Below are 21,082 nucleotides of genomic sequence, written 5' to 3' on the forward strand. Positions count from 1 at the left end.
TCATGGGGCGCCGTGGACCGCGGCGCCGTGGAGGAACGTGTCCTGGACGTTCCAGACGTCCGGGTTCAGGGCGAGGCGGGCCGAGTACCACATGCGGTAGCCGGGCCTGCCGTACTCCGAGGAGACGATCATCGTGGCGCGGTAGAGGTGGTCGTGCTGGAACGGCTTGGTGCGCGGGACGGTCGACTTGGCGGAGTTGGCGAACGCGGTCGGGGTCTCGCCCGCGAGGAAGAGCAGGTCGCCGTCGCGGCCGGTGGAGCCGATGACCGTGTCGTTGAGCAGGCCGATGTACTCGTCGCCGTCCTTGTGCACCGAGAGGTGCCACGGCTCCTTCTCGCGCTGCATGCCGCCCACGGCGACCGCGACCGGCGTGCCCCAGTCGGCCTTCGCCGGAGTCGCGCCGCCGACGGTGTACTCGACGCGGTTCGGAGAGCGGGTGATGTTGACCGCCCACATGACCCAGCGGCCGTCCTCGTACAGGAACGCCGGGGACAGCGGCCGGCGCACCTTCATGGAGCTGCGCAGCGCCTCCGCCGGCGCGGACCAGTTGACGCCGTCGGTCGAGGTCGCGTACTTGATGCGCTCCTGGGTCAGCTCGGGGATGACCACCCGCCAGAACACGTACATCGTGTTCCCCGGCCCCATCGCCAGGTCGGTGTCGGAGTTGTAGGGCCCGGGCAGGCCCGGCTGGTCGTCGATCGGGTTCGACAGGCCGGCCGGGACGACCCAGTTGACGCCGTCGTGGGAGGCGGCGATGTTCGGGTCCTCGTGCGCGGAGTTGCTGCCGGGGTACGGGGTGTGGGCCATCCAGAACTCGTACCCGTTCCAGCCGTCCGGGAAGTGGAGCACGCTCGGGTGCGTGGTCTGGCCGCCGGCCGGCGACACGTGCGTGGGGATGGTCCGCTTGCCGCCGTAGGGGCCCCACACGCGGCCGGGGACCTCGAGCTCCTCGTCCGGGACGGCGGGCCCGCACGGCTCCAGGACCGCCGATCCCTCCACTGTGGTCTGCTCGCCGCCGCGTTCGAGGTCGGCGGCGAAGGCGACCCGGCCGCCGCTCGCGGGCACCGGCGCCGTGCCGGACAGCGAGCCCTCGCCGGGCGCGGGGACCTCGGCGCCGGGCAGCAGGGTCCCGGAGACGGCGGTCGCGGGCAGCGGACCGGAGGCGGCCTCGACGCGCACGTCCGCGACCGTCCAGGCGTCCCCGGCCGGCGCGTCGAGCGGTTCGGTCAGCAGGAACTCCGCCTCCAGGTCGCCCGCGGCGCCGCACGTCGCGGCCGCGAAGTCGAGCACCGGCGCGGCGTCCCCGGATTCCTGCGCGAACGACGGGATGCCGGCGATGAGCGCGGAGAGGACCCCGGAGGCGATCACCGCGAGGCGCTGGCGCGCGGTCGAACTCATGGCCGGATCCTTTCGCCGAGGCTATGCGGGATGGGTGACCGTCACGTCGAAGGCCGCGAGCAGGCCGACGGGCTCGGAGCTGGTGACGCCGTCGGCGCCCTCCCACAGCGGCACCGCGCTCGGCAGCGCGAACGTCTGCCCCTCGGGCGGGAACACAGGCGGGTCCACGGTCTCGGTGGGCAGCAGGCGGAGCGGGCCGGTGTAGAGGAAGACGGGCTCGCCGCGCACGCCGACGCCGGGCACGCGCTCGGCCCGGAACTCCAGGCCGGTCCTGAACACGAGCGACTGGTCGGCCGGGTCGTACTGGTAGGAGCCGAGGCTCTCGGGGCGCAGCGAGACCGCGACCTGCCCGAAGGCGACCTGCGGCTCCCCGGCCATCGCGAACACGAGGTTCGCGGTCGTCATCGCCTGCTCGCCCGGCTGCCGGGCGAGGTCGACCTCGCCCGCGAACGCGCCCGTGCCGAGCGGCTCGGACTGGCCGAGGAGGTCGATCGTCGCGCCGGGACTGGTGATCGCGACGCGCCGGAAGTTGAGGTTGGCGCCGTCCTGCTCCTGGACCTCGACGGCGGGCGGCGCGGCCCACTCGGCCGGCGCGGCGGCGGTCACGGCCGTGGCGGCCAGGACCGCCAGCGGCGCCGCGGCGGCGACGAGAGCGAGCCGGTGGCGGCGCAGGAAGGTCGGGAACACGAATCGGAGCTTAGCGATGTTCTGCGGTTCCGCACCCGTTTGGCGGCAATTCGGGGGAACGGCCGCCGCGGCCGGCGCTCCATGTGGACGATGGCGTTCCGTGGGCACCGGGGCAGCTCGGGCCCGACTTCGGAGGAAGCCAGCATGAACCACCTGAATCGCGGCGCGGCGCGGTGCCTCGCCGCCGCGGGCGCCGTCCTCGCCGCCGCCGCGCTCCTGGCCGCTCCCGCTGCGGCGCAGGCGCCTCCGACGGGGCTCGTGGCCGCCGGGAACTACGACTACGACGGGGACGGCCTCGACGACGTGGTGGCCCGCCGCGACGAGACCGGCGCGCTGGAGCTGTGGCCGGGGGACGGCGCGGGCGGCTTCGGGCCCCGCGCCGTCGTCGCCCGGGACTGGGGCGGCCTCGACCTCATCGAGACCGCGGGCGACCTGAACGGGGACGGGCGGGCCGACCTCGTCGGCCGCATGGCCGCGACCGGGGCCCTGAACTTCTACGCCGGCAACGGCGCCGGCTTCGACCCGCCGGTGCGGATCGGCCGCGGCTGGGAGGTCATGACCGCGATCGCGGCGGGGCACGACTACGACGGGGACGGCCTGCGCGACCTCCTCGCCGTCGAGGCGGGCACCGGGACGCTGTGGCTCTACCCGGGCACCGGGACCGGCACGCACGGCCGCCGCACCGCGATCGGCGCCGACTTCGACCGGGTCAGGGAGCTGACCGCGGTCGGGGACATGAACGAGGACGGGCACGCCGACGTCGTCGCGGTGCGCGAGTCGGACGAGTGCATGTACTTCTACGCCGGCCCCGGCAGCGAGGGCTTCGCGCCGCCGGTCCTGTTCGACTGCGGCTGGGACGTCATGGAGTCGGCGGCGGCCGTCGGCGACTTCGACGGCGACGGCCACGCCGACTGGCTCGGGCGCGAGCGCGCCGCGAACCTGCTGTACCTGTTCAAGGGCGACGGCCTCGGCGGCTACGGCTCATCCCCGGTCGTCGACTCCGGCTGGAACTCGATGACGATCGCCTGAGGGCTCCGGCGAGGAGGTCCGCTGCCGCGGGCTTCCGACCGGGGCGCAGCGCGAGAGCCGCTCCATGAGCGCCCGCGGCGAGCAGTGCCGTTCGAGGTGGTCCCAGGCGGCGGCCTGCTGCGCGGCGTACGCGACCGGGTCGGTCGCGAGGCGCGTCGCGGTCGCGGCGACGTCGGCCGGGGCGCAATAGACCGCGGCGGGCCCGAAGGTGGGCTCGAAGCGCGGGTCCATGATCACCGGGACGCCGGCGGCCATCGCCTCGAGCGGCGCGCGGCCGAAGGCCTCGAGGCCGTCGGAGGCGATGAAGTAGACCATGAGGTCGATGCGGGACAGGAACTCGCGGGCGGTCATGACGTTGAACTCGTGCACGGTCCAGTTGGCGGGCAGCCGGTCGAGGACGCGGGCGGGCGCGGCGGCGCCGCCGAGGACGTGGACGTCGAACGGGTCGGCGTCCGGGTAGCACTGGAGCAGCACGGCCGGGTCCTCGGGCCATTTGAGCTCGTGGTCGCGGGAGTGGCGGCCGATGCGGATGCGGCCGTCGCCCGCGCGGCGCGCGGGGAGGCGCCAGTCGGCGACGTCGATCGTCTCGGTCCACGGCTCGGCGGCGAGGTCGAGCGCGGCGATCTCGGCGGCGTGGTGGCGGCGCAGGGCGGCGAGGACGAGGGGGCCGCCCGCGAACCAGGTGGGCCGGCCGAGCCACTCCTCGACGTTCCGCGCGACCGTGGCGATGTCCCAGGCGTGCTCGCGGGGGCCCGTGTCGCCGTAGAACCGGTAGGGCGTCTGGTTGACGAGGACGGCGGTGCGGGCGGCCGTGACGGCGGGGCGCCGTTCGAGCGGCGTGGTCATCACGATCGGGAGGCGCACGAGCGCGAGCGCGCACTCGACCTCGGCGTCGCGGTCGACGAGGGTCGCGGCGCCGGCGTCGACGAGCGCCTGGATGCGCGGGTGGATCGGCGCGTTCGGGCCCCACGCGTACACGGGGTGGTGGAGCAGGCCGAGCTTGAGGCCATGCTCGTGCCAGGACTTGATCTCGGCCTCGTTCGCGGAGGTGGTGCCGCCGGGCAGGCCGAAGTGGGAGATCACGAGGACGTCGAACTCGGCGCGGGCGGGCCTGGCGGACGCCTGCTCGTCGAGGCGCTGCCATGCGGCGACCGACCTGATGAGCGCGAGCCGGTCGGCGACGGGGAGTTCGCGGGCGGCGGCGACCTTGCGGGCGTCGTCCACAGCGGACCCGGGGAAGCCGCCGGCGAGGCCCTCCTCGACGCGGCGCATGCGCTGGACGGCGGCGGCCTCCGCGCCGGGTCCGGGGCTCCGGGCGAGCCGGTGCAGCAGGGCGACGGTGCCCTGCCGGGCGGCGACGTCCTTGCGCAGCTTGGCGATCCGCACGGCGGTGCGGCAGCAGAGGACGGCGAGGACGAGGAGGACCGGGCCTGCGGCGAGCAGGGGCAGGTTCATCGGGCGCCTCCAAGGCTCGGCGTGCGGATCGGTGCGGCGGGGCCGGGCACGGCCGGGCGGGCGGGGACGTCGACGCCGAGGCTTGCGACGCGGCGCAGCAGGGCCTCGGGTGAGAACCGCTCGTGGACGACGCGCCGCCCGGCCGCGGCGCGCTCGGCCCGGTAGGCGGGGTCGTCGGCGAGGCGGCGCACGTGGGCGGCGACGCCGTCGGGCTCGCAGTAGAGGGCGCCGTCGGCGAACAGCTCGGCGAAGGCCGGCGGCAGGATGCACGGGACGCCGGCGGCCATGGCCTCCAGGGGGGCCCGGCCGAACGCCTCCACGAGGTTCTCGTCGATGAAGTACGAGTACGCGTCGACGCTCCAGAGGAACTCTGCGGCGGACATCGCGCCGAAGCGGTGCGAGGTCCAGCGCGGCGGGATCTCGCCGAGGATGCGGCGCAGGGCGTCGTGCCCGCCGAGGAGGTGCACTTCGACGTCGTCGGCGTCCGGGTAGGCGGCGCGCAGGCGGGCGGCCATGTTCGGGAACTTGGTGACGTGGTCGCGGCTGTGGCGGCCGAGCCGGAACGGCTCGCCGGGGGCGCGCTCGCGCGGCGCCGGGGGCGTCCACTGCGCGACGTCGATGGTCTCGTACCAGAAGTCCTCGGCGAGGTCGACGCCGTCGAGTTCGGCGGCGTGGTGGGCGCGCAGCGTGTCGCGCACGGCGGGGCCGATCGGGTACCAGGTGTGGCGGCCGAGCCAGGCGGTGACGTTGCGGTGCACGTCGCGCACGCTCCAGGCGGTGCCGTAGCCGCCCGCGAGGCCGTACTCCTCGAACGGGGTCTGGTTCACCAGGAGCACGGTCCGGTCGGCGTCGATCCGGGGCCGGTCCTCCATGAGCCGTTCGAGGGCGACGGGGAACCGCACGATGGCGAGGTCGCAGCGGACGGTGTCCTCGGGGTCGACGCGGACGACCTGCTCGCCGTCGACGAGGTCGAGGAGGCGGGGGTCGACGGGCCGGCCCATGGCGCGGTCCTTGACCGGGTGGTGGACGAGCCCGACCTTGAGGCCGGCGTCGCGGTAGGCGAGGATCTCGGCCTCGTTCGCGGAGGTCGTGCCGCCGCGGAGGTTCAATGTGGACACGATGACGACGTCGAGGTCGAGTTTGCGCGGGGTCCGGGCGGCGACGGCCGCGCGGTGCGCGCACAGGGCCGCGAGCGCGCGGACCTGGCTCTCGTAGTGGCCGTCCTCGTTCTCGGCGATCGCGGTGAGCGCGGCGTGCGCGGACTGGGACCAGCCGTGGAGGAGCCGCAGCTCCCACTGCTCCAGCAGCCGCCGCTTCGACTCGGGCAGGCCCGAGCGGGAGGCCTTGGCGCGCTCGGGCTTGACGGCGGCGGAGCGGAGCCGGTCGTGGACGCGCCGCAGGGCGAGGTGCACGGCGCCGGCGGCCAGGCACAGCGCGGCGGCCGCGGCCCCGGCGGCCGAGCCGGCGGCCCAGGCGGCGGCGAGGACCGCGACGGCCGCGGCGGCGGCGAACGCGGTGCGGCGGCGGCGCCGGACCGCGGTCGTGACGAGGCCGGCGGCGGCGGCGCGGAGCCGCTGCTTCCAGCGGCGCTCGGACTTCGGGGCCTTAGGGGCGGGCAGGGGCGCGTCGCCGGGGGCGGGTTCGGCGGACTGGACGCGCAGGCGCTGCTCGGCGAGGCCGGGGTGCTCGAAGCGCAGGAGTTCGGCGTAGGCCGCGGTGGGGACGACCACCGGCGCGGTGTGCCGCTCCTCCAGGTCGATGAAGTCGAAGCCGTGCTCGGCGGCGGACTTGAGGACGAGTTCGTCGATGAGGGCGGGCCTGCCCCTGACGTCCACCCATTCGGGGCAGTGGAGGAGGCCGACGGCCGCGCCGCGGGCGGTGCGCCGGGCGGCGTCGTCGAGCATGGCGCGGCGGCGCTTGTCGAGGCGGCTCCAGTCGGCGGCGTAGATCCGCTCGTACGCGATCGCCTCGCTCTCGGCCTTGCCGCGCACGATGTCCTGGCTGATCGGGAAGGGCCGGGGCCGCGGCACGGAGGCGAGGAACGGCGAGGCGCCCTCCTTGGCGATCCGCCGGTGCCACTGGACGAACCCGGAGTGGTAGGCGAAGCGGCCGGCGGACATCCAGTGGCGCGAGACCTCGCCGGCCGAGAGCGTGTCGTCGGCGTGGCGGACCAGCGTGAGCGGGCCCGCGTCCTTGAGGCGGAGGGCGGCCTTGCGGCCGAACGCGGCCTTGACGCGGAGCCGGTACTCGGAGTCGGCGGTGCGGCGGACCTCGTCGTGGAAGCCGATGCGGCCCATGACCTCGCGGGCGCGGATCATGATCGGCGTCGACCGCGCGGCGAGGACGGCGACCTGGGGGTCGATGACGAGCGAGAGGTCCTCGTTGACGGCGATGCTGAACGACTCGGTCATGACCAGCTCGGGCCGGTCGAGGAGCGGCCGCACCTGGCGTTCGAGGCGGCGCGGGTGGGCCCAGTCGTCGGAGTCGAGCCCGGTGATGAACTCCCCCGCGGCGACGGCCATCGCGCGGTTGCGGGCCTGGTACGTGCCGGCGTTCTCGGGCTGGACGAGGAGTCTGACGCGCGGGTCGATCCCGGCGGCCTGGAGGAGCACGTCCTCGTAGGCGGGACCGGAGCCGTCGTCGACGAGGAGGAGCTCCCACCGCTGCCACGACTGCGCGGCGACCGACCGGACGGCGCTGAGGAGTCTCGCGTCGGGCTGGAAGCAGGTCATGACGACCGAGATCAGGGGCCCGTCCTCGACGGCGGGCACGGGGGCGGTGCGGAGCCGGTCGATGCTCAGGCCGTCGCAGTCGAGCTCGGGCCAGCCGGCGAACGCCTTGAAGCGCCGCAGGTAGGTGGCGGCGTCGCCGCCGCGGCCGGGGTGGGCGTCCTGGCAGTGGAGGGCGCGCCCCAGGACGTCGGAGCGGCCGCGGTAGGAGCGTTCGAGCTGCTGGACGCGGTCGCCGCGGCCCAGCAGGTACGCGGTCATGACGTGGAGTTCGCGGTACTGCTTGGGCATCCGGTCGCCGAGGCGGCGGTGCGCGAGGTCGAACAGGGCGAGCGCGTTCGCGCGCTGCTCGGCGGTGGCGGCCTTGTACCCGAGGGCGGCGCCGAGCGCGCAGACCGCTTCGAGGTCGAGGACGGCTCTGTCGAGGCGGGCCCTGTTGCCGCGGGCGTCGAGGAGGGCGTCGGGGTCGTTCGGGTACGCGAGGCGCGCGAGGACGTGCGGCGCCAGCCGCGAGTCGTGGTACTGCCCCCACTCAAGGATGTCCGCGACGTTGGAGGCCCGTGCCGTGCTGAGCGAACGCCCGATCAGGCGGTTGATGGAACCGGTCACGAGCGGGAACGTTACGGGCTCCCCCCGCGTCCGAGTCTCAACCGCGCGGCGTGTCGCCGCTCCTGACCTGCGGGCCGACTCGCGCATGCGTTCGACTCGCACCCGGCGGCGGCGCGATGAATCCGCGGCGGCCGCGTCGTCTACCCGGGCGAGAGCACATCGCGCACTAGGAGGAGCATCATGGCCGCGGAGTCCAAGGGTCCGGTCTCGTACTTCCCGTCGATCGAGGAGCGGTACGGGCGGCCGATCGCCGCCTGGCTGGAGCTGATCGAGGGCAGCGGGGTGAGCGGGCACAAGGCGCTCGTGGACTGGCTGAAGGCCGAGCACGGGCTCGGGCACGGGCACGCGAACGCGCTCGTGGCCTACCACCTGAACCCCGGGAAGTGGCCGGCGTACACGGCCTGACGGTCAGGCGAGGAGTTCGGCGTCGTGCTCCTCGAAGAGGCGCCGCATCGCGTCCGGGCCGCGGTCGGCGGCGGCGTGGATCGCGTTGATGAGCGCGTTCGTCTTGGGGCCCATCACGAGGAGGTACCGGGCGGGCTCGGGGCGGGGGTTCCAGTAGGTGTGGGCGGTGCCGCCCGGGACGATCGCGGCGCCGCCGGCCGGCACCTCGACCTCCTCGTCGCCGATGCGCACGCCGAGGACGCCTTCGAGGACGTACCAGGCCTCGTCCTCGCCGTGGCGGTGGAGCGGGGCCTGCTCCAGGCGCTCGCCGTCGGCGGCGCCCTCGGCCTCCCACTCGGCGAGGACGATGCCGGAGCCGGGCGGCGCGAGGGTCCTGCCGCGCAGGGCCGGTTCGAAGGTCTCGGGGATCGACATCGGCTGCCGCCTTCGGGTCCTCGGGTACTGCCGCTCCGACCATAGCGGCCGGCGCCGACGGCGCGGGCCGACGCGGCGGTCAGCGCATGGCGTGCACCATGCGGACGTAGTCGCCGAAGGCCTTGTCGAGCATGTCCGGGTCGAGGCCGTAGTGGGCGAGGCTGTACTCGTGGCCGCGCTTCATGCCGGGGCGGGCGAGGACGTCGTGCAGGTTCTGCTCGTCGCGCGGTGTGAAGTCCATGCCGAGGCGCTTGAAGACGCCGGGAAGCTCGTCGTAGGGGTTGGCGGTGAGCTGGTGGTAGGAGACGTCGACGACCCGGTCGCGGGCGAGGGTGGTGCGCACGTCGCGGCCGATCTCGACCATGCGGGAGAGCATCTCGAGCCAGTCCTGGCCGATCTGGTGCGGGTCGTACTCGCGGTTGCAGATGGCGACGCCGGTCTCCATGAGCGAGCACCAGGAGCCCATGACGGTGTTCGGGTCGCGGTGCGTCCACACGATCTGCGCGTCCGGGAAGACCCGCATGAGGACGCCGAGGTGCTCGAGGTGGTAGGGGGACTTGAGGACCCAGCGGCGGCGCGGCGCGCCGAACTGGAGGACCTGGAGCACCTGCTTGTAGTACTGGTAGTCCGGGAGGAAGTCGTGCTCGTCGAGCCACCGGCGGTAGCCCGGCATCCGGAACGTCACGAGGTGGTTGCGGCCGTGCGGGAGCGCGAAGACGCACTCCTCGGGCGACTCCGGCTCCATCGGGTGGATGTCGGGGAGCACCGGCGAGAAGAAGTGCCCGAAGCGGGCGGCCTGGCGGGCGACCTTGATGCGGTGGCGGCGGACCTTCTCGTCCATGTCGGCGCGGTCGGTGGCCTGGAGCTCCCACATGAGGGGCGCCCGGTTGCCCTCGGGGTAGGCGAGGATCTTGTGCGCCAGGGTGGTCGCGGTGCGGGGCATGCCGGTGACGATGATCGGCCGTTCGATCGGCTCGTCCAGGATCTCCGGGCTCTCGGCGACGAGGCGGCGCACCCGGAAGCGGTTCGTCATGCGGCCCTTGAGGTCCGAGGTGAAGCCGGTCCAGCCGAGCGGCGAGATCGTGCGGACCTTCGCGACCTGGCGGAGGAGGAAGCGGAAGTCCTCCACGAACCGCTCGTCGCCGGCGGCGGTGCCGCCGGAGGCGGCCTCGGCCTGGCGGACCAGCCGGTCGAAGAAGCCGTCCACGTCGGCGGTCTGGCGCCGCATGGTGGTCTGCATGGCGGCGTTGAGGGGGACGACCAGGCGGGATACGCGTCGCACGGGACGAGTCCTTCCGGGGGAGGGGAACAGGGGTCTCGCCACCGCATCCTCGCACGCCCGCCGAAGTCGATCAAGGGCGAGACTCCATTGAGGCCGTGCTCACTTCGGGAGGGAACGGGCCCGCCGGTTCAGCGGTTCAGGCCGGTGCCGTGGACGCCGTGCTCGTCGATGAGCTTGAGCTCGTCGTCGGTGAGCGGCGGGAAGTCGAGGGCCTTGACGTTGTGGTCGAGCTGCCACGTGGATGAGGCGCCGATGAGCGCGGAGGTGACCTCGGGGCGGCGCAGCACCCACTGGAGGGCGAGCTGCGCGAGCGACTGGCCGCGGCCCTGCGCGAGCGCGTTCAGGGCGGCGGCGCGTTCGCGGTACACGGCGTCGATGGCGTCGGGCGAGAGGAAGGCGCTGTTCTCGGCGCGGGCGCCGGCCGGGATGCCCTGGAGGTACTTGTCGGTCAGGAGCCCTTGGGCGAGCGGGGAGTAGACGACGAGCCCGAAGCCGTCGGCGGCGGCGGTGTCGAGCAGGCCGCTCAGTTCGGGGGTGCGGTCGAAGACCGAGTACCGCGGCTGGTGGACCAGGAGCGGGACGCGTTGGACGCGAAGGAGTTCGGCGATGGCGTGGGCCTGCTCGGGGGTGTAGTTGGAGACGCCGGCGTAGAGGGCCTTGCCTTGGCGGACGGCGTCGGCGAGGGCGCTCGCGGTCTCCTCCAGGGGCGTGGACGGGTCCGCGCGGTGGTGGTAGAACACGTCCACGTAGTCGGTGCCGAGGTCGCGGAGGCTGTGGTCGAGGGAGTTCAGGAGCGACTTGCGCGACCCGCCGCGGAGGTACGGGCTGGGGCCGATCGGGTTGCCGGCCTTGGTGGAGAGCACGAGCTCGTCGCGGTAGGGCGCGAGGTCGCGGGCGAGGACGCGGCCGAAGACCTGCTGGGCGGCGCGGTGCGGCGGCCCGTAGCGGTCGGCGTTGTCGAAGTGGGTGATGCCGAGGTCGAAGGCGTGCAGGATGATCTCGCGCTGGGTCTCGTACGCGTAGTCGGTGCCGAACTTCTGCCACAGCCCGAGGGAGAGCGCGGGCAGGTCGAGGCCGCTGCGCCCAGCGCGCCGGTAGGCCATGCGGTCGTAGCGGTCCCGGGCGGCGGCGTGGGTGGTCTCGAAGGCGCCGTGGGTCATGGGAGTGCCCTTTCGGTCGGGGGGTCGCGGAACGGGCCCGCTCATGGGGTGGATGGTAGTCGGCCCGCAATCTATACTACATCGATAGGATAAATAGATTACGAGCCGCGGTCGTGCGGTGCGAGGAGCGACATGAGCGCCGAATACCTCTGGTACATCCCGAACCAGGCCCGCCCCGGCCACCGCGGCGACGACGCCGTCGAGGGCCACAACAGCCTGGAGACCCTGACGAGCCACGCCGAGGCCCTGGAGGCGCACGGCTGGGGCGGCGCGCTCCTCGGCACCAGCTGGGGGCGGCCCGACACGTTCACCGTCGCGACCGCGCTCGCGGCCCGCACCACGACGTTCAAGCCGCTCATCGCGATCCGCCCCGGCTACTGGCGGCCCGCGCACTTCGCCTCCGCCGCGGCCACCCTCGACCACCTCACCGGCGGCCGCGTCCTGGTGAACATCGTGTCCGGGCAGGACGACCTGGCCGCGTACGGCGACAGCGAGGGCGACCAGGCCCACCGCTACGCCCGCACGAGGGAGTTCATGCAGATCACGCGCCGGCTCTGGACCGAGGAGCGCGTGACCTTCCGGGGCGAGCACTTCGCCGTCACCGACTCGGCCCTGGAGCTCCGGCCGGTGGCCGAGGGCGAGCGGCGGCACCCGCGGCTGTACTTCGGCGGCGCGTCCGAGGCCGCCGAGCGGGTCGCGGCCGCCGAGGCCGACGTGCAGCTGTTCTGGGGCGAGCCCCTCGACGGCGTGCGCGAGCGCATCGAGCGGCTGCGGAAGCTCAGCGAGGAGGTGGGCCGCGAGCACCCGCCGCTCGAGTTCGGGCTGCGCATCACCACGTTCGTGCGCGACACGACCGAGCAGGCGTGGGCCGACGCCGAGGCGAAGGTGGCGACCATGGCCGCCGGGAACCAGGAGTACCTGCGCGACGCCCGCCGCCGCACCGCGGTGGGGCAGCAGCGCCTCCTCGACCTCGCCGCGCGCGGCGAGGTCCTCGACGACAACCTCTACACCGCGCCGGGCCGGTTCGGAGGCGGCGGCGCGGGCACCACGTGGCTCGTCGGCTCGGCCGAGGACGTCGCGAAGTCCCTGCGGCGGTACCGCGAACTCGGCATCACGCACTTCGTCCTCTCCGACACCCCGTACCTGCCGGAGATCAAGCGGCAGGGCGACCGGCTGCTGCCGCTCCTGCGCGACTGAACGCGCGAGGCCGCCGGGCGCGGACGCGCCTGGCGGCCTTCGTGGTCGCGTCCTACTGCCCGGGGTCGGCCTGGCGCTCCCGGGCCTCCTCGATGAGCCGGCGCGCGAGCTCGCGGGTGCGCGCGGACTGGTTCACGAAGCCGGCGACGATGTCGTGGGTGCGGTCGCGCGCGGCGTCGGCGGCCGTCTCGTACGTCTCGATGACCAGGGCGGCCTGCTCGACCGGCGTCAGCGACGCGGCGGCCGGGAGGAACTCGACGTCGACGAGTGCGCCCGCGATGTTCGCGGTCACCGCCACCTCGCCGCCTTCCGAGACGATCCGGACGCTGGTCGCGTCGACCAGGTGCCGGACCGGCATGGCCTCGCCGCGGAGCGAGGACATGCGCTTCTCGAAGTCCGCCATGAAGGCCGCGAGGTCGAACTCCTCGGACTGCTCGGGCTGCTCGGGCTGCTCGGGGGTCTCGCTCACTTGCTCTCCTTGTGCTCGCGCGGCCCGGCGGGAGCGGCGCCCGCTCCCCCGCGAGGTGGTCTGACAATGCTATTGCGTTGCGGGTTAACAGAAGTGGTAGTAGGCATGACGGTCTTCCCTCGCCTGCGTTCCGGTTTCACATCGTCTTGCGCCGCGACCGCCGCCGCGCGGCCGCGAGTCCTTCGAGGACCAGCAAGGCCCCGAAGGCGATCCACAGCGGAGCGACCAGGAGCCACACCGCCGCCAGGGCCTCGACCTGATCGGGGACGAGCGCGTCCCGCAGCGGCGCGGCGATCAGGAACACCGCCGACCACGCGCCGCCCAGCAGCAGCGCGACGTACGTGTGGCGCGGCGGGTAGTGGTCGCGCATCCGCTGGTTCACCTCGGCCTTGAAAGCGGGATCGCCCTTCCACGCCTCCCAGATGATGAAGCGGCGCTCCTCCCCCGTGGAGGAGGCGAGAGCGCCGACTTCATTGCGCACCACACGCTCCCGAAGCTCGGCCTGAGTCCGCGGCAGATCGTCGGGGGGCAGCTGCGAGAACAGCCCGCGGCGCTCGGCGACCTCGAACTTGAGCTCGTCGAGCTTCACCCCCGGGACGGCGAACCCGCGGTAGAACACCGCGAACACGCCCGCCAGCCACAGCACGATCCCGCCGATCACGACCACGAACTCGACGGCGCTAGCCTCAAGAGCGCTCACCCGCCGTCCTGCACCGCACCCGGCACGCCGCCCAGCAGGCTCTTGAGGCCGGTCATCGGGTAGCCGGTGAGCATGTCGCCGAGCGCCCCCTTGCCGAAGACGTCGAGGTTGTAGGCGCCGGTCATGCCGGGGACGTTGAGCTTGCCCGAGCCCCACAGGTTGCCCATCGCGTCGAAGATGTCCTTCGCGTTGTCGCCCTGGTAGTTCGAGCGGAACCCGTTGCCGGGGAACGGCAGGTCGTTCTTGATGGCGCTGGAGAGCTGGTCGAACTTCAGGCCCGTGCCCTTGCCGAGCGCGCCGAAGCCGAGGTCGATCTGCTTGTGGGCGCCGAACTTCGAGAGGACGCGGCCGAGGTCGCCGACGATCTCGTTCAGCTTCGTGAAGCGGGTCGAGAGCATCTGCATCGCGTCGCCGAGCTTGGTCAGGTGCTTCATGATCTTCGCGCCGACGTTCATCGCGTCGACCACGATGCCGCCGATCATCGCCGCGAACGAGCCGCCGAGCGTGATCCACGAGGAGGCCAGGGCCGCGAGGGCGTACATGATGGCGCGCGACACGAAGTCGCAGATGAGCTCCAAAATGAGCCCGCGGGTGACGGCGGTCCAGATGCCCATGACCATCATGTAGTTGCCCATGATGCTCGAGGCGGTGCCCGCGCCCTGGATGGCGCTGCCGAAGTCGGCGGCGAGGAGGCGGTAGGCCTCGGCGGCGTCGCCCTGCCACTCCGAGAGGGACTCGACCTCGGCCTGGAGGTCGGCGCCGGCCTGGTCGAGGACCCCGGCGATGTTGTTCCAGGTGTCCTTGGTGGCGTTGATCGCGCCCGGGTCCCCGGCGACCCACTCCAAAGGCTCCCTGAGGAAGTCGACGTGCTCCACGAGGAACCCGACGCCGGCCATCAGGAACTCCTTGAAGGGGTTCGCGACGAACGCGAGGAGGTCGAGCGCGGCGACCGTGCCGTTCATCGCGTACTCGAGCCCGGTGTCGGAGTTCATGAGGTCCTGGGCGCTCGCGAGGGCGCGGGCGCCGTCGAGCTCGCCCATCGGCGGAGCGTCGGCGGTGTCGTTGACGATGAGGTCGTTCACTAGTTGCCGCTCCTGATGTACGTGTTGAAGGTCTCGGCGACCGAGGAGTCGCACTCCACATAGGCGTCGCACGTGGCCTTGACGCGGGCCGTGGTCTCCTGGGCGGCCTCGCGCGCGGTCTCGATGAGGTTCGTGGCGATCGCGGCGAGTGCCATGGCGCCGAGCGCGAACGGCGCGTTGATGATTCCGAAGTCGAGCATGGAGCCCGAGCCCTTGGCCTCGGCGGCGGCGTACGCCTGTGCGACGGGGCCGATCACCTTGGAGTCGATGTTGTCCACGTGCGTCTCGAACGCGGCGGGGTCGGGGACGTTGAAGCCTTCGCCCACGGGTCACTCCTGCCCTTCGGAGCGGGCGCGCGCCTGGCGGACCAGCTCGTTGTCCTCGCCGAACACCTCGGCGAGGGCGCCGGTGGCGTTGCGGCCGGCGCTGTCGGCGGCCTGGCGGTAGACGGCCTTGATCATCTCGGCGAGCGAGACCGCGGACATCTGCCTGATGCCGGGGCCCAGGCGGAGTTCCTGGAGGGCGCCGCCCACGCCGACGGTCACCTCGACCTCGCCGTCGGGGGAGGCCGCGGTGGCGGAGGCGCCGGCCATGGCGTCGCCGAGGGAGGAGGCGCGCTCCACCATGGAGGCCATGCGGGTCTGGAAGTCCCGCATATAGCCTTCGGGGTCTTCGAACACTGAGGGCAACGTTCGACCACCTTTCAAGTCGGGGATTGCGCTCATCTGGAGACGCCCGCGGTCGCCCGCGAGGTTCGCCTTCGGTGACACTCTTCACACAAAGTTCACCAAAGTTACGTCCAGATGAACAGGAGTTGTGTTGTTTCCCGTCAAGGGAACGTCAAGACGCGTCAAGAGTATCGTCGGCCCGCCAATGCCGCAATTCGTTCAGCTGCAAGGCGAAAGCCCAGTTCACGAGGACACTGGCGCGATCGTCACCGTCTAATCTTCGATGATGTGATCATGTGGATGTCTTAAACATCTGGAGTCGAGTGCTTCGATCCGGCCGGGTGGAGGCCGAGGCGCGCCTCGCGGCCGATCAGGCTCGCCCGCACCGGCGGCGGTGCGCATGGTCGAGGGGTTCCGGGGTTGCGGACGAGGAAGCGCTCGGCCGCGAGGCGGGCGGTGCCGGCGTGGCCGCCGCGGCGCGGGGCGTGGAGGACGCTCAGGCTTCGGCGCGGGCGACCGCGTGGGCGGCGCCGAAGCCGAGGCTGCGGGCGGTCGCGGCGCCGCCGCGGACGCGCAGGGCCGCCTCGGTGTGGTCGCCGAGGTCCTCGACGCCGAGGGCGGCGGCAAGCGCGCCGTCGCCGACGACGATGCGCAGGCGCCGCCAGGCGGCGGCGGGGAACACCGCCCGAAGGCACGCGGCGAGGTCGATCACCTTGAGCCGCACCAGGTTCCCGGTCTCGGCGAGGTCGGGGACGGTGATCGCGACGGTGACGCGTTCGCCGGGCGCGGCGGCCCTGACGGCGTCCTCGGCGGCGGTGAGGCGCCCGGTGCCGAGGACGGCCACGAGGCCGTCGGCGGCGAGGTCGACGGGGCCGGCGCCGAGGAGGTCCACGAGCCCGTCCGGCGCGTCGAGCGGGTCCGCGGCCGCCGCGGCGGGCGGCGCGAACGGGAGGCGCGGCGGCTTCCAGGCGTCGTGGAGGTCGAGGGCCGCGAGGTGGCCGCAGGCGCGGGCGCGGTCGAAGGGGTCCCCGAAGCCGGGGGCGAGTTCGGCGAGGAGGCCGGAGCCGGTGAGGAGGGTGAGCGCGAGCTCGGCGAGGCGGACCCGGCGTCCGGGGGCGACGGTCTCGAGGCCGAGGGCGAGCAGGAGGGACTCGAGGCGGGCGAGCTGGGTCAGGACGGCGCGCCCCGGTTCGTCGTCCACGACGCCGGCGAGGGAGCGGAGCTGGAGCCGGCCGCCCGCGGCGGTGTCGCCGGCGAGGGGGAGGCGCTCGAGCCAGGCGCGGGCGAAGCGCTCGAGGGCGTCCTGCGCGGAGGCGGGGGCCGCGGCGGCCTCGGCGACCGGGGCGCGCTCGGCCACGGCGACGAGGACGGCCAGGTAGAGGGCGCGCTTGCCCGGGAAGTTCGAGTAGACGGCGCCGCGCGTGAGCTCAGCCCGCTCGGCGATCCGGTCGACCTTCGCGGCGGCGTACCCGTGCTCGACGAACTCCGCGCGCGCGGCGTCGAGGACCGCCGCGCGGGTGCGCGCCTGCTGCTGGGCTCGTGTGAGTCTCGCCATAGTCGCTCCTTCTCCAGCGGTCGATCTCAGGATATGTGAACATCCCGATGTCGTCGTCATCCGGATTCGAACGGGAAGGTTTCCCTGCTCGGCGGCCGGGGAATCCTGGCGCATCGAGGAGGAGGCGAACATGGCGAAACAGAAGGACGCGGCCCCGGAGGCCGCCGAGCCGGCGACGGAGACCGACGCGATCCGCATGTCGGACCTCGCGAACGAGGGTGCCGATGTCGGTGAGCTGCACGGGAAGGAGCTGCTCGACGCGGAGGAGTGGGAACGGGAGCCGCGGCGCGGGATCCGCCCGGTCGTGGTGGCGGTCGCCGCCGCGGGCGTCGCGGCCGTCGCGGTGGTGGCGATCAAGATCGCGTACGACCGGCGCAGCCGCGCCCACGGGTACCGCAAGGCCCTGGAGCAGCTCGAAGAGGCCCGGGACACACTGCTCTCGGCGGCCGCCGAACTGCCCGAGCGCGGACGCGAGGTGCTGCACCGGGTGACGCGCCGCTGAGTTGGTGTATGGTCGGGCAGAGCTTCTCAACGCCGCCGTGCGATGTCCGAGCGGCGTTTCTCAACCTTCGACGAATCAGGCGAACCATCTCATCGATCCAGCGGTCCGACTCCAGTCGGATCACCCTGTGGCACGCGGTGTCGAAACCGCGGCCGGTCGCCGCATGCCCCCCGACACCCCCAACAGCTTTCGCGCCGGAGTCATCGGCGCGGAATAAGGGCCGCCCCGGCGGCCCGCCGAACAACAGGAGGAACACATGGCCACCGGCACTGTGAAATGGTTCAACGGCGACAAGGGCTTCGGCTTCATCGCCCCCGACGACGGCTCTGCGGACGTGTTCGCGCACTTCTCCGCGATCCAGGGCACCGGTCGCCGTGACCTTGAAGAGAACCAGCACGTCGAGTTCGAGATCGAGCAGGGCCAGAAGGGCCCGCAGGCCGCGAACATCCGCGTGCTCTAAGCGAACCGGGACGGCGGCGCATTCCGCGCCGCCGTTCTGTGTCTTCGCACCACCTCCGCTGCGGCCCGCGTCTCCGGCGCGCCGCCGCGCACCACCCGTCTCGCAGCCGCGGAGAAAATCCGCGAGAATCTTCCCCGGGGATGTCGAGAACCCGTCTCGGGCTCCGTCCCAGGGGTGTCGGCGCCGAGGGACGGCGCCTGAGACGGAGGATGGCAGTCATGGCCAAGTACCTGTTGCTCAAGCACTACCGCGGCGGACCGAAGCCGCACCCGAACGCGGTCTCCCTCATGGACGACTGGACGCCGGAGGAGATCTCCGAGCACATCGCGTTCATGGGCCGGGTCGCGGACGAGCTGCGCGAGCGCGGCGAGTTCGTCGACGCGCAGGCCCTCGCGTTCGAGGGCGAGTTCGTGCGCTACGGCGGCGAAGGCCGGGCCCCGGTCACCGACGGCCCGTTCGCCGAGACCAAGGACGTCATCGCCGGCTGGATGATCATCGACGTCGACTCCAAGGAGCGCGCCTACGAGGCCGCGGCGCACCTGTCCTCGGCCCCCGGCAAGGACGGCAAGCCGCTCCACGAGTGGATCGAGGTCCGGCCCTTCCTGACGCACCCGCCGGTCGTCGAGTAGTCGAGGGTCCGATGTTCGATGCACACCTGCTGCGGGATCTGACGCCGCAGGTCCTGGGGGTCCTCGTCCGCCGCGGAGCCGACTTCGCGGCGGCCGAGGACGCCGTCCAGGACGCGCTCGTCGAGGCCGTGCGCCGCTGGGACGCGGCCGCGCCCGACGACCCGAAGGGCTGGCTCGTCACCGTGGCGTGGCGCCGGTTCCTCGACGCCCGCCGCTCGGCCTCGGCGCGGGCGATGCGCGAGGTGCACGTCCACCGCGAGCCCGCGCCCGGCCCGGCCGAGCAGGCCGACGACACGCTGCTCCTGCTGAGCCGCTGCTGCCACCCGGCGCTCACGCCCGCCTCGGCGATCGCGCTGACGCTGCGCGCCGTCGGCGGGCTCACCACCTCGCAGATCGCGCGCGCGTTCCTGGTGCCCGAGTCGACGATGGCGCAGCGCATCTCACGCGCCAAGCGGACCCTCGCGGGCGAGCGGTTCGAGCGGCCCGGGGACGTGCGCGCCGTGCTGCGGGTGCTCTACCTGATGTTCGACCAGGGCTTCATGTCAGCGGCCGTCGCGGACGAGCGCGGCGGCACCGACCTGGCCGCGGAGGCGATCCGCCTGGCGCGCCAGCTCGTGGCGTCCGTGCCGGACGACCCCGAGGCCGCCGGCCTGCTCGCGCTCATGCTCCTGCACCACGCGAGGCGTGACGCCCGCACCGACGCCGCCGGGGACCTCGTGCCCCTCGCGGACCAGGACCGGTCCCGCTGGGACACCGCGATGATCGCCGAGGGCGTGGCGGTCCTCCAGGGCGCGCTCGCGCACGACCGGCTCGGGGAGTACCAGGCGCAGGCCGCGATCGCGGCGCTCCACGACGACGCGGCGTGCGCGGAGGAGACCGACTGGCCGCAGATCCTCGAGTGGTACGACGAACTCGTGCGGCTCGACCCCGCCCACCCGGTGGTGGCCCTGAACCGCGCGGTCGCGGTCGGGCACGTCGACGGCCCGCTGGCCGGGCTGCGGCTGGTCGAGGCGCTCGACCCGGCGCTGCCGCGCCGCGACGCGGTCGCCGCGTACCTGCACGAGCGGGCCGGGAACGCGGCTGAGGCCGCGCGGCTGTACGCGCGGGCGGCGCGGAGCGCGCCCAGCTCGGCCGAGATGGGCCACCTGCTCAGGCAGGCGGCCCGGCTGAACCGGGCGCGCTCCGGATCGGATTGACGCTCAGCGGAAGTCGTCGGCGTGCTCGGCGGCCCACTGCGCGAACGTGCGGGCGGGGCGGCCGGTCACGGCCTCCGACGTGGGGCCCCACGCGAGGGCCTCGCCGCCGGCGAGCATGTCGAGGAGCGCGGCCGGCATGAACTGCTCGGCGACGTGCCGCGGCAGCTCCTCGACCGCGATCTCGCGCCCGATGGCCCGGCCGATCGTCGCGACCTGCTCGCGCTGCGACATGTGCGCCGGACCGTCCACGATGTACTTCTGGTACTCGTGGCCGGCGTCGAGGAGCGCGGTGAGCGCCACCTCGGCGATGTCGCGCTCGTGGATCGGGTTCACCTGCGCGTCCGGGTAGGGGACGCGCACGAGGCCCTCGGCGCGGATCGAGTCGGCCCACCACAGCGAGTTGGTGGCGAACATGGCCGGGCGCACGAAGGTCCACGCCAGGTTCGAGGCCTCGAGCGGGCGCTCGGCGGCGAGGTGCGAGGCCGCGATCGGGTTCGACTCGTCGCCGGCGGCGGACGCCGAGGACAGCAGCACGACGTGCTTGACGCCGGCCGCCTCCGCGGCGGCGATGAAGTGCTCGATCCCTTCGTGCGCGGCGTACATGAAGACCTTCTCCACGCCGTCGAGGGCGGGGGCGAGGGTCTCGGGGGCGGTGAAGTCGACGCGGGCGGCCAGCGCGCCGCCCGGCAGCTCCGTCGCGCCGGGGACGCGGCTGGCCGCGCGGACGGGGACGCCGGCGAGGACGAGCTGCGCGATGACGTGGCGGGCGAGGGTGCCTCGCGCGCCGGTGACCAGGACGGTCATGGCGGGTTTCCTTTCGGGTGGTGTTCCGGTGCTGCGGCCAGCCGCGCGAGGATGCGCGACAGGGTGTCGCCGTAGCGGGTTTCGAACTCGGGTTCGCCGACGTCGACGCCGAAGAGGTGGCGTGCGGTGCGGCGGAAGACGGCGGGGGCGAGGACCATGCCCATCATGGCGAGCTGGACCGCGGCCAGGTCGAGGTCGGGCGCGAAGTCGCCCTGCGCCTGGCGGGCGCGCATGCGCTCCTGCTCGGCCTCGATGTCGGCGGAGGACTCCTCCTCCGGCTCGTCGTCGGCCAGCGACTGCCACAGCACCAGGCGCACGATCCGGGGGTCGGCGAGGTTCTTGCGCAGGTACCAGCGCATGAGCTCCTCGGGCGGCACGTCGGGGGCGTCGTGCTCCCGCTCGGCGTCGAGCCACTCGCGCTGGATCGCGCGGTACAGGCCCTCCTTGCCGCCGAAGTAGTAGCTCACCAGCTGCTTGTTGACGCCGGCGCGCGCGGCGATGGCGCTGACGCGGGCGCCCTGGTAGCCGTTGGCGGCGAACTCGGTCAGGGCCGCGTCGAGGAGCTTCGCCTTGGTGCGCTCGGCGTCGCGGACGCGCTCCTCGGGGGCCGGCCGCCGGTTCGTCTTCGGTTCCACGCCAGCACTGTAGCACA

Annotated in this window: 22 protein-coding genes; 7 read left to right on the forward strand and 15 right to left on the reverse strand. The window is 73.3% G+C overall.

The genetic code is table 11. From position 1 onward, the window contains the following. Both EIW28_RS11710 and EIW28_RS24190 read right to left on the reverse strand, forming a co-directional pair. The gene (locus tag EIW28_RS11710) at positions 1–1,398 is read right to left on the reverse strand and encodes a hypothetical protein (protein ID WP_125247888.1); all 1,398 of its coding nucleotides are present in this window, start codon (positions 1,396–1,398) and stop codon (positions 1–3) included. 21 nt (positions 1,399–1,419) lie between these two features. Beyond that, positions 1,420–2,085 carry a hypothetical protein gene (locus tag EIW28_RS24190; RefSeq protein WP_158630374.1) on the reverse strand — a complete coding sequence of 222 codons (666 nt, stop codon included), beginning with the start codon at positions 2,083–2,085 and terminating at the stop codon, positions 1,420–1,422. Positions 2,086–2,229: 144 nt separating this feature from the next. Here EIW28_RS24190 and EIW28_RS24195 point away from each other — a divergent pair, with 144 nt between their 5' ends. After that, positions 2,230–3,114: an FG-GAP repeat domain-containing protein gene (locus EIW28_RS24195; protein ID WP_158630375.1), complete on the forward strand. Its 885-nt coding sequence runs from the start codon at positions 2,230–2,232 to the stop codon at positions 3,112–3,114. Here EIW28_RS24195 and EIW28_RS11720 read toward each other — a convergent pair. Both EIW28_RS11720 and EIW28_RS11725 read right to left on the reverse strand, forming a co-directional pair. Further along, on the reverse strand, positions 3,067–4,569 hold the full coding sequence (locus EIW28_RS11720; RefSeq protein WP_125247890.1) for a glycosyltransferase: 1,503 nt from the start codon (positions 4,567–4,569) through the stop codon (positions 3,067–3,069). The two genes, EIW28_RS24195 and EIW28_RS11720, sit on opposite strands and share 48 nt — an antisense overlap. Then, positions 4,566–7,907 (reverse strand): glycosyltransferase, encoded by a 3,342-nt coding sequence (locus EIW28_RS11725; RefSeq protein WP_158630376.1) that lies wholly within the window; start codon positions 7,905–7,907, stop codon positions 4,566–4,568. Before EIW28_RS11725 ends, EIW28_RS11720 begins: the two co-directional genes overlap by 4 nt. A 180-nt stretch (positions 7,908–8,087) precedes the next feature. On the opposite strand from EIW28_RS11725, the gene EIW28_RS11730 reads away from it, so the two are divergent. Continuing rightward, positions 8,088–8,312: a DUF4287 domain-containing protein gene (locus EIW28_RS11730; RefSeq protein ID WP_125247892.1), complete on the forward strand. Its 225-nt coding sequence runs from the start codon at positions 8,088–8,090 to the stop codon at positions 8,310–8,312. A 3-nt stretch (positions 8,313–8,315) separates the two neighbouring features. Here the strand turns inward: EIW28_RS11730 and EIW28_RS11735 are convergent, their stop codons facing one another. From EIW28_RS11735 to EIW28_RS11745, 3 genes are all read right to left on the reverse strand, one after another. Next, positions 8,316–8,726 carry a cupin domain-containing protein gene (locus tag EIW28_RS11735; RefSeq protein ID WP_125247893.1) on the reverse strand — a complete coding sequence of 137 codons (411 nt, stop codon included), beginning with the start codon at positions 8,724–8,726 and terminating at the stop codon, positions 8,316–8,318. A gap of 79 nt (positions 8,727–8,805) precedes the next feature. Further along, a complete protein-coding gene (locus EIW28_RS11740) occupies positions 8,806–10,008 on the reverse strand; it encodes a sulfotransferase family protein (protein ID WP_125247894.1) in 1,203 nt (400 codons plus the stop codon). Positions 10,009–10,136: 128 nt separating this feature from the next. Next, positions 10,137–11,168 (reverse strand): aldo/keto reductase, encoded by a 1,032-nt coding sequence (locus EIW28_RS11745; RefSeq protein ID WP_125247895.1) that lies wholly within the window; start codon positions 11,166–11,168, stop codon positions 10,137–10,139. 132 nt (positions 11,169–11,300) lie between these two features. Here EIW28_RS11745 and EIW28_RS11750 point away from each other — a divergent pair, with 132 nt between their 5' ends. After that, a complete protein-coding gene (locus EIW28_RS11750) occupies positions 11,301–12,365 on the forward strand; it encodes an LLM class flavin-dependent oxidoreductase (RefSeq protein ID WP_125247896.1) in 1,065 nt (354 codons plus the stop codon). A 52-nt stretch (positions 12,366–12,417) separates the two neighbouring features. Here the strand turns inward: EIW28_RS11750 and EIW28_RS11755 are convergent, their stop codons facing one another. From EIW28_RS11755 to EIW28_RS11780, 6 genes are all read right to left on the reverse strand, one after another. Further along, positions 12,418–12,834 (reverse strand): hypothetical protein, encoded by a 417-nt coding sequence (locus EIW28_RS11755; RefSeq protein WP_125247897.1) that lies wholly within the window; start codon positions 12,832–12,834, stop codon positions 12,418–12,420. A gap of 136 nt (positions 12,835–12,970) precedes the next feature. Further along, positions 12,971–13,534: a hypothetical protein gene (locus EIW28_RS11760; RefSeq protein WP_125247898.1), complete on the reverse strand. Its 564-nt coding sequence runs from the start codon at positions 13,532–13,534 to the stop codon at positions 12,971–12,973. Beyond that, on the reverse strand, positions 13,531–14,616 hold the full coding sequence (locus tag EIW28_RS24200; RefSeq protein ID WP_158630377.1) for a hypothetical protein: 1,086 nt from the start codon (positions 14,614–14,616) through the stop codon (positions 13,531–13,533). Before EIW28_RS24200 ends, EIW28_RS11760 begins: the two co-directional genes overlap by 4 nt. Then, positions 14,616–14,942 (reverse strand): hypothetical protein, encoded by a 327-nt coding sequence (locus tag EIW28_RS11770; protein WP_125247899.1) that lies wholly within the window; start codon positions 14,940–14,942, stop codon positions 14,616–14,618. Before EIW28_RS11770 ends, EIW28_RS24200 begins: the two co-directional genes overlap by 1 nt. Before the next feature lie 3 nt (positions 14,943–14,945). Continuing rightward, complete coding sequence (locus EIW28_RS11775) at positions 14,946–15,296, reverse strand: YbaB/EbfC family nucleoid-associated protein (RefSeq protein ID WP_158630378.1); 351 nt, start codon at positions 15,294–15,296, stop codon at positions 14,946–14,948. A gap of 484 nt (positions 15,297–15,780) precedes the next feature. Next, complete coding sequence (locus tag EIW28_RS11780; protein ID WP_125247901.1) at positions 15,781–16,839, reverse strand: TetR/AcrR family transcriptional regulator; 1,059 nt, start codon at positions 16,837–16,839, stop codon at positions 15,781–15,783. A 130-nt stretch (positions 16,840–16,969) separates the two neighbouring features. Between EIW28_RS11780 and EIW28_RS11785 the strand changes: the two genes are divergently transcribed. The 4 genes from EIW28_RS11785 (at position 16,970) to EIW28_RS11800 (ending at position 19,626) form a co-directional block, all read left to right on the forward strand. Then, positions 16,970–17,341 carry a hypothetical protein gene (locus tag EIW28_RS11785; protein WP_125247902.1) on the forward strand — a complete coding sequence of 124 codons (372 nt, stop codon included), beginning with the start codon at positions 16,970–16,972 and terminating at the stop codon, positions 17,339–17,341. Between the two features lie 256 nt (positions 17,342–17,597). Beyond that, entirely contained in the window at positions 17,598–17,801 is a 204-nt protein-coding gene (locus tag EIW28_RS11790) for a cold-shock protein (RefSeq protein ID WP_125247903.1), read from the forward strand. Positions 17,802–18,019: 218 nt separating this feature from the next. Continuing rightward, positions 18,020–18,430: a YciI family protein gene (locus EIW28_RS11795; protein WP_125247904.1), complete on the forward strand. Its 411-nt coding sequence runs from the start codon at positions 18,020–18,022 to the stop codon at positions 18,428–18,430. 11 nt (positions 18,431–18,441) lie between these two features. After that, a complete protein-coding gene (locus EIW28_RS11800; protein ID WP_125247905.1) occupies positions 18,442–19,626 on the forward strand; it encodes an RNA polymerase sigma factor in 1,185 nt (394 codons plus the stop codon). A gap of 3 nt (positions 19,627–19,629) precedes the next feature. On the opposite strand, the gene EIW28_RS11805 is transcribed toward EIW28_RS11800, so the two are convergent. Together EIW28_RS11805 and EIW28_RS11810 are read right to left on the reverse strand one after the other, a co-directional pair. Further along, positions 19,630–20,430, reverse strand: coding sequence for an NAD(P)H-binding protein (locus EIW28_RS11805; RefSeq protein WP_125247906.1), 801 nt, complete (start codon positions 20,428–20,430; stop codon positions 19,630–19,632). Beyond that, entirely contained in the window at positions 20,427–21,065 is a 639-nt protein-coding gene (locus EIW28_RS11810; protein WP_197717217.1) for a TetR/AcrR family transcriptional regulator, read from the reverse strand. Before EIW28_RS11810 ends, EIW28_RS11805 begins: the two co-directional genes overlap by 4 nt. Positions 21,066–21,082: the final 17 nt, after the last annotated feature.

This window comes from Glycomyces terrestris, assembly GCF_003933745.1.
GTDB classification, from domain to species: domain Bacteria; phylum Actinomycetota; class Actinomycetes; order Mycobacteriales; family Micromonosporaceae; genus Glycomyces; species Glycomyces terrestris.

Bases quoted from the DNA above. Each gene is read 5' to 3' on its own strand.
- EIW28_RS11710 (WP_125247888.1), bottom strand. From the start codon at position 1,398: ATGAGTTCGACCGCGCGCCAGCGCCTCGCGGTGATCGCCTCCGGGGTC.
- EIW28_RS24195 (WP_158630375.1), top strand. From the start codon at position 2,230: ATGAACCACCTGAATCGCGGCGCGGCGCGGTGCCTCGCCGCCGCGGGC.
- EIW28_RS11720 (WP_125247890.1), bottom strand. From the start codon at position 4,569: ATGAACCTGCCCCTGCTCGCCGCAGGCCCGGTCCTCCTCGTCCTCGCC.
- EIW28_RS11730 (WP_125247892.1), top strand. From the start codon at position 8,088: ATGGCCGCGGAGTCCAAGGGTCCGGTCTCGTACTTCCCGTCGATCGAG.
- EIW28_RS11735 (WP_125247893.1), bottom strand. From the start codon at position 8,726: ATGTCGATCCCCGAGACCTTCGAACCGGCCCTGCGCGGCAGGACCCTC.
- EIW28_RS11745 (WP_125247895.1), bottom strand. From the start codon at position 11,168: ATGACCCACGGCGCCTTCGAGACCACCCACGCCGCCGCCCGGGACCGC.
- EIW28_RS11750 (WP_125247896.1), top strand. From the start codon at position 11,301: ATGAGCGCCGAATACCTCTGGTACATCCCGAACCAGGCCCGCCCCGGC.
- EIW28_RS11780 (WP_125247901.1), bottom strand. From the start codon at position 16,839: ATGGCGAGACTCACACGAGCCCAGCAGCAGGCGCGCACCCGCGCGGCG.
- EIW28_RS11785 (WP_125247902.1), top strand. From the start codon at position 16,970: ATGGCGAAACAGAAGGACGCGGCCCCGGAGGCCGCCGAGCCGGCGACG.
- EIW28_RS11790 (WP_125247903.1), top strand. From the start codon at position 17,598: ATGGCCACCGGCACTGTGAAATGGTTCAACGGCGACAAGGGCTTCGGC.
- EIW28_RS11795 (WP_125247904.1), top strand. From the start codon at position 18,020: ATGGCCAAGTACCTGTTGCTCAAGCACTACCGCGGCGGACCGAAGCCG.
- EIW28_RS11800 (WP_125247905.1), top strand. From the start codon at position 18,442: ATGTTCGATGCACACCTGCTGCGGGATCTGACGCCGCAGGTCCTGGGG.
- EIW28_RS11805 (WP_125247906.1), bottom strand. From the start codon at position 20,430: ATGACCGTCCTGGTCACCGGCGCGCGAGGCACCCTCGCCCGCCACGTC.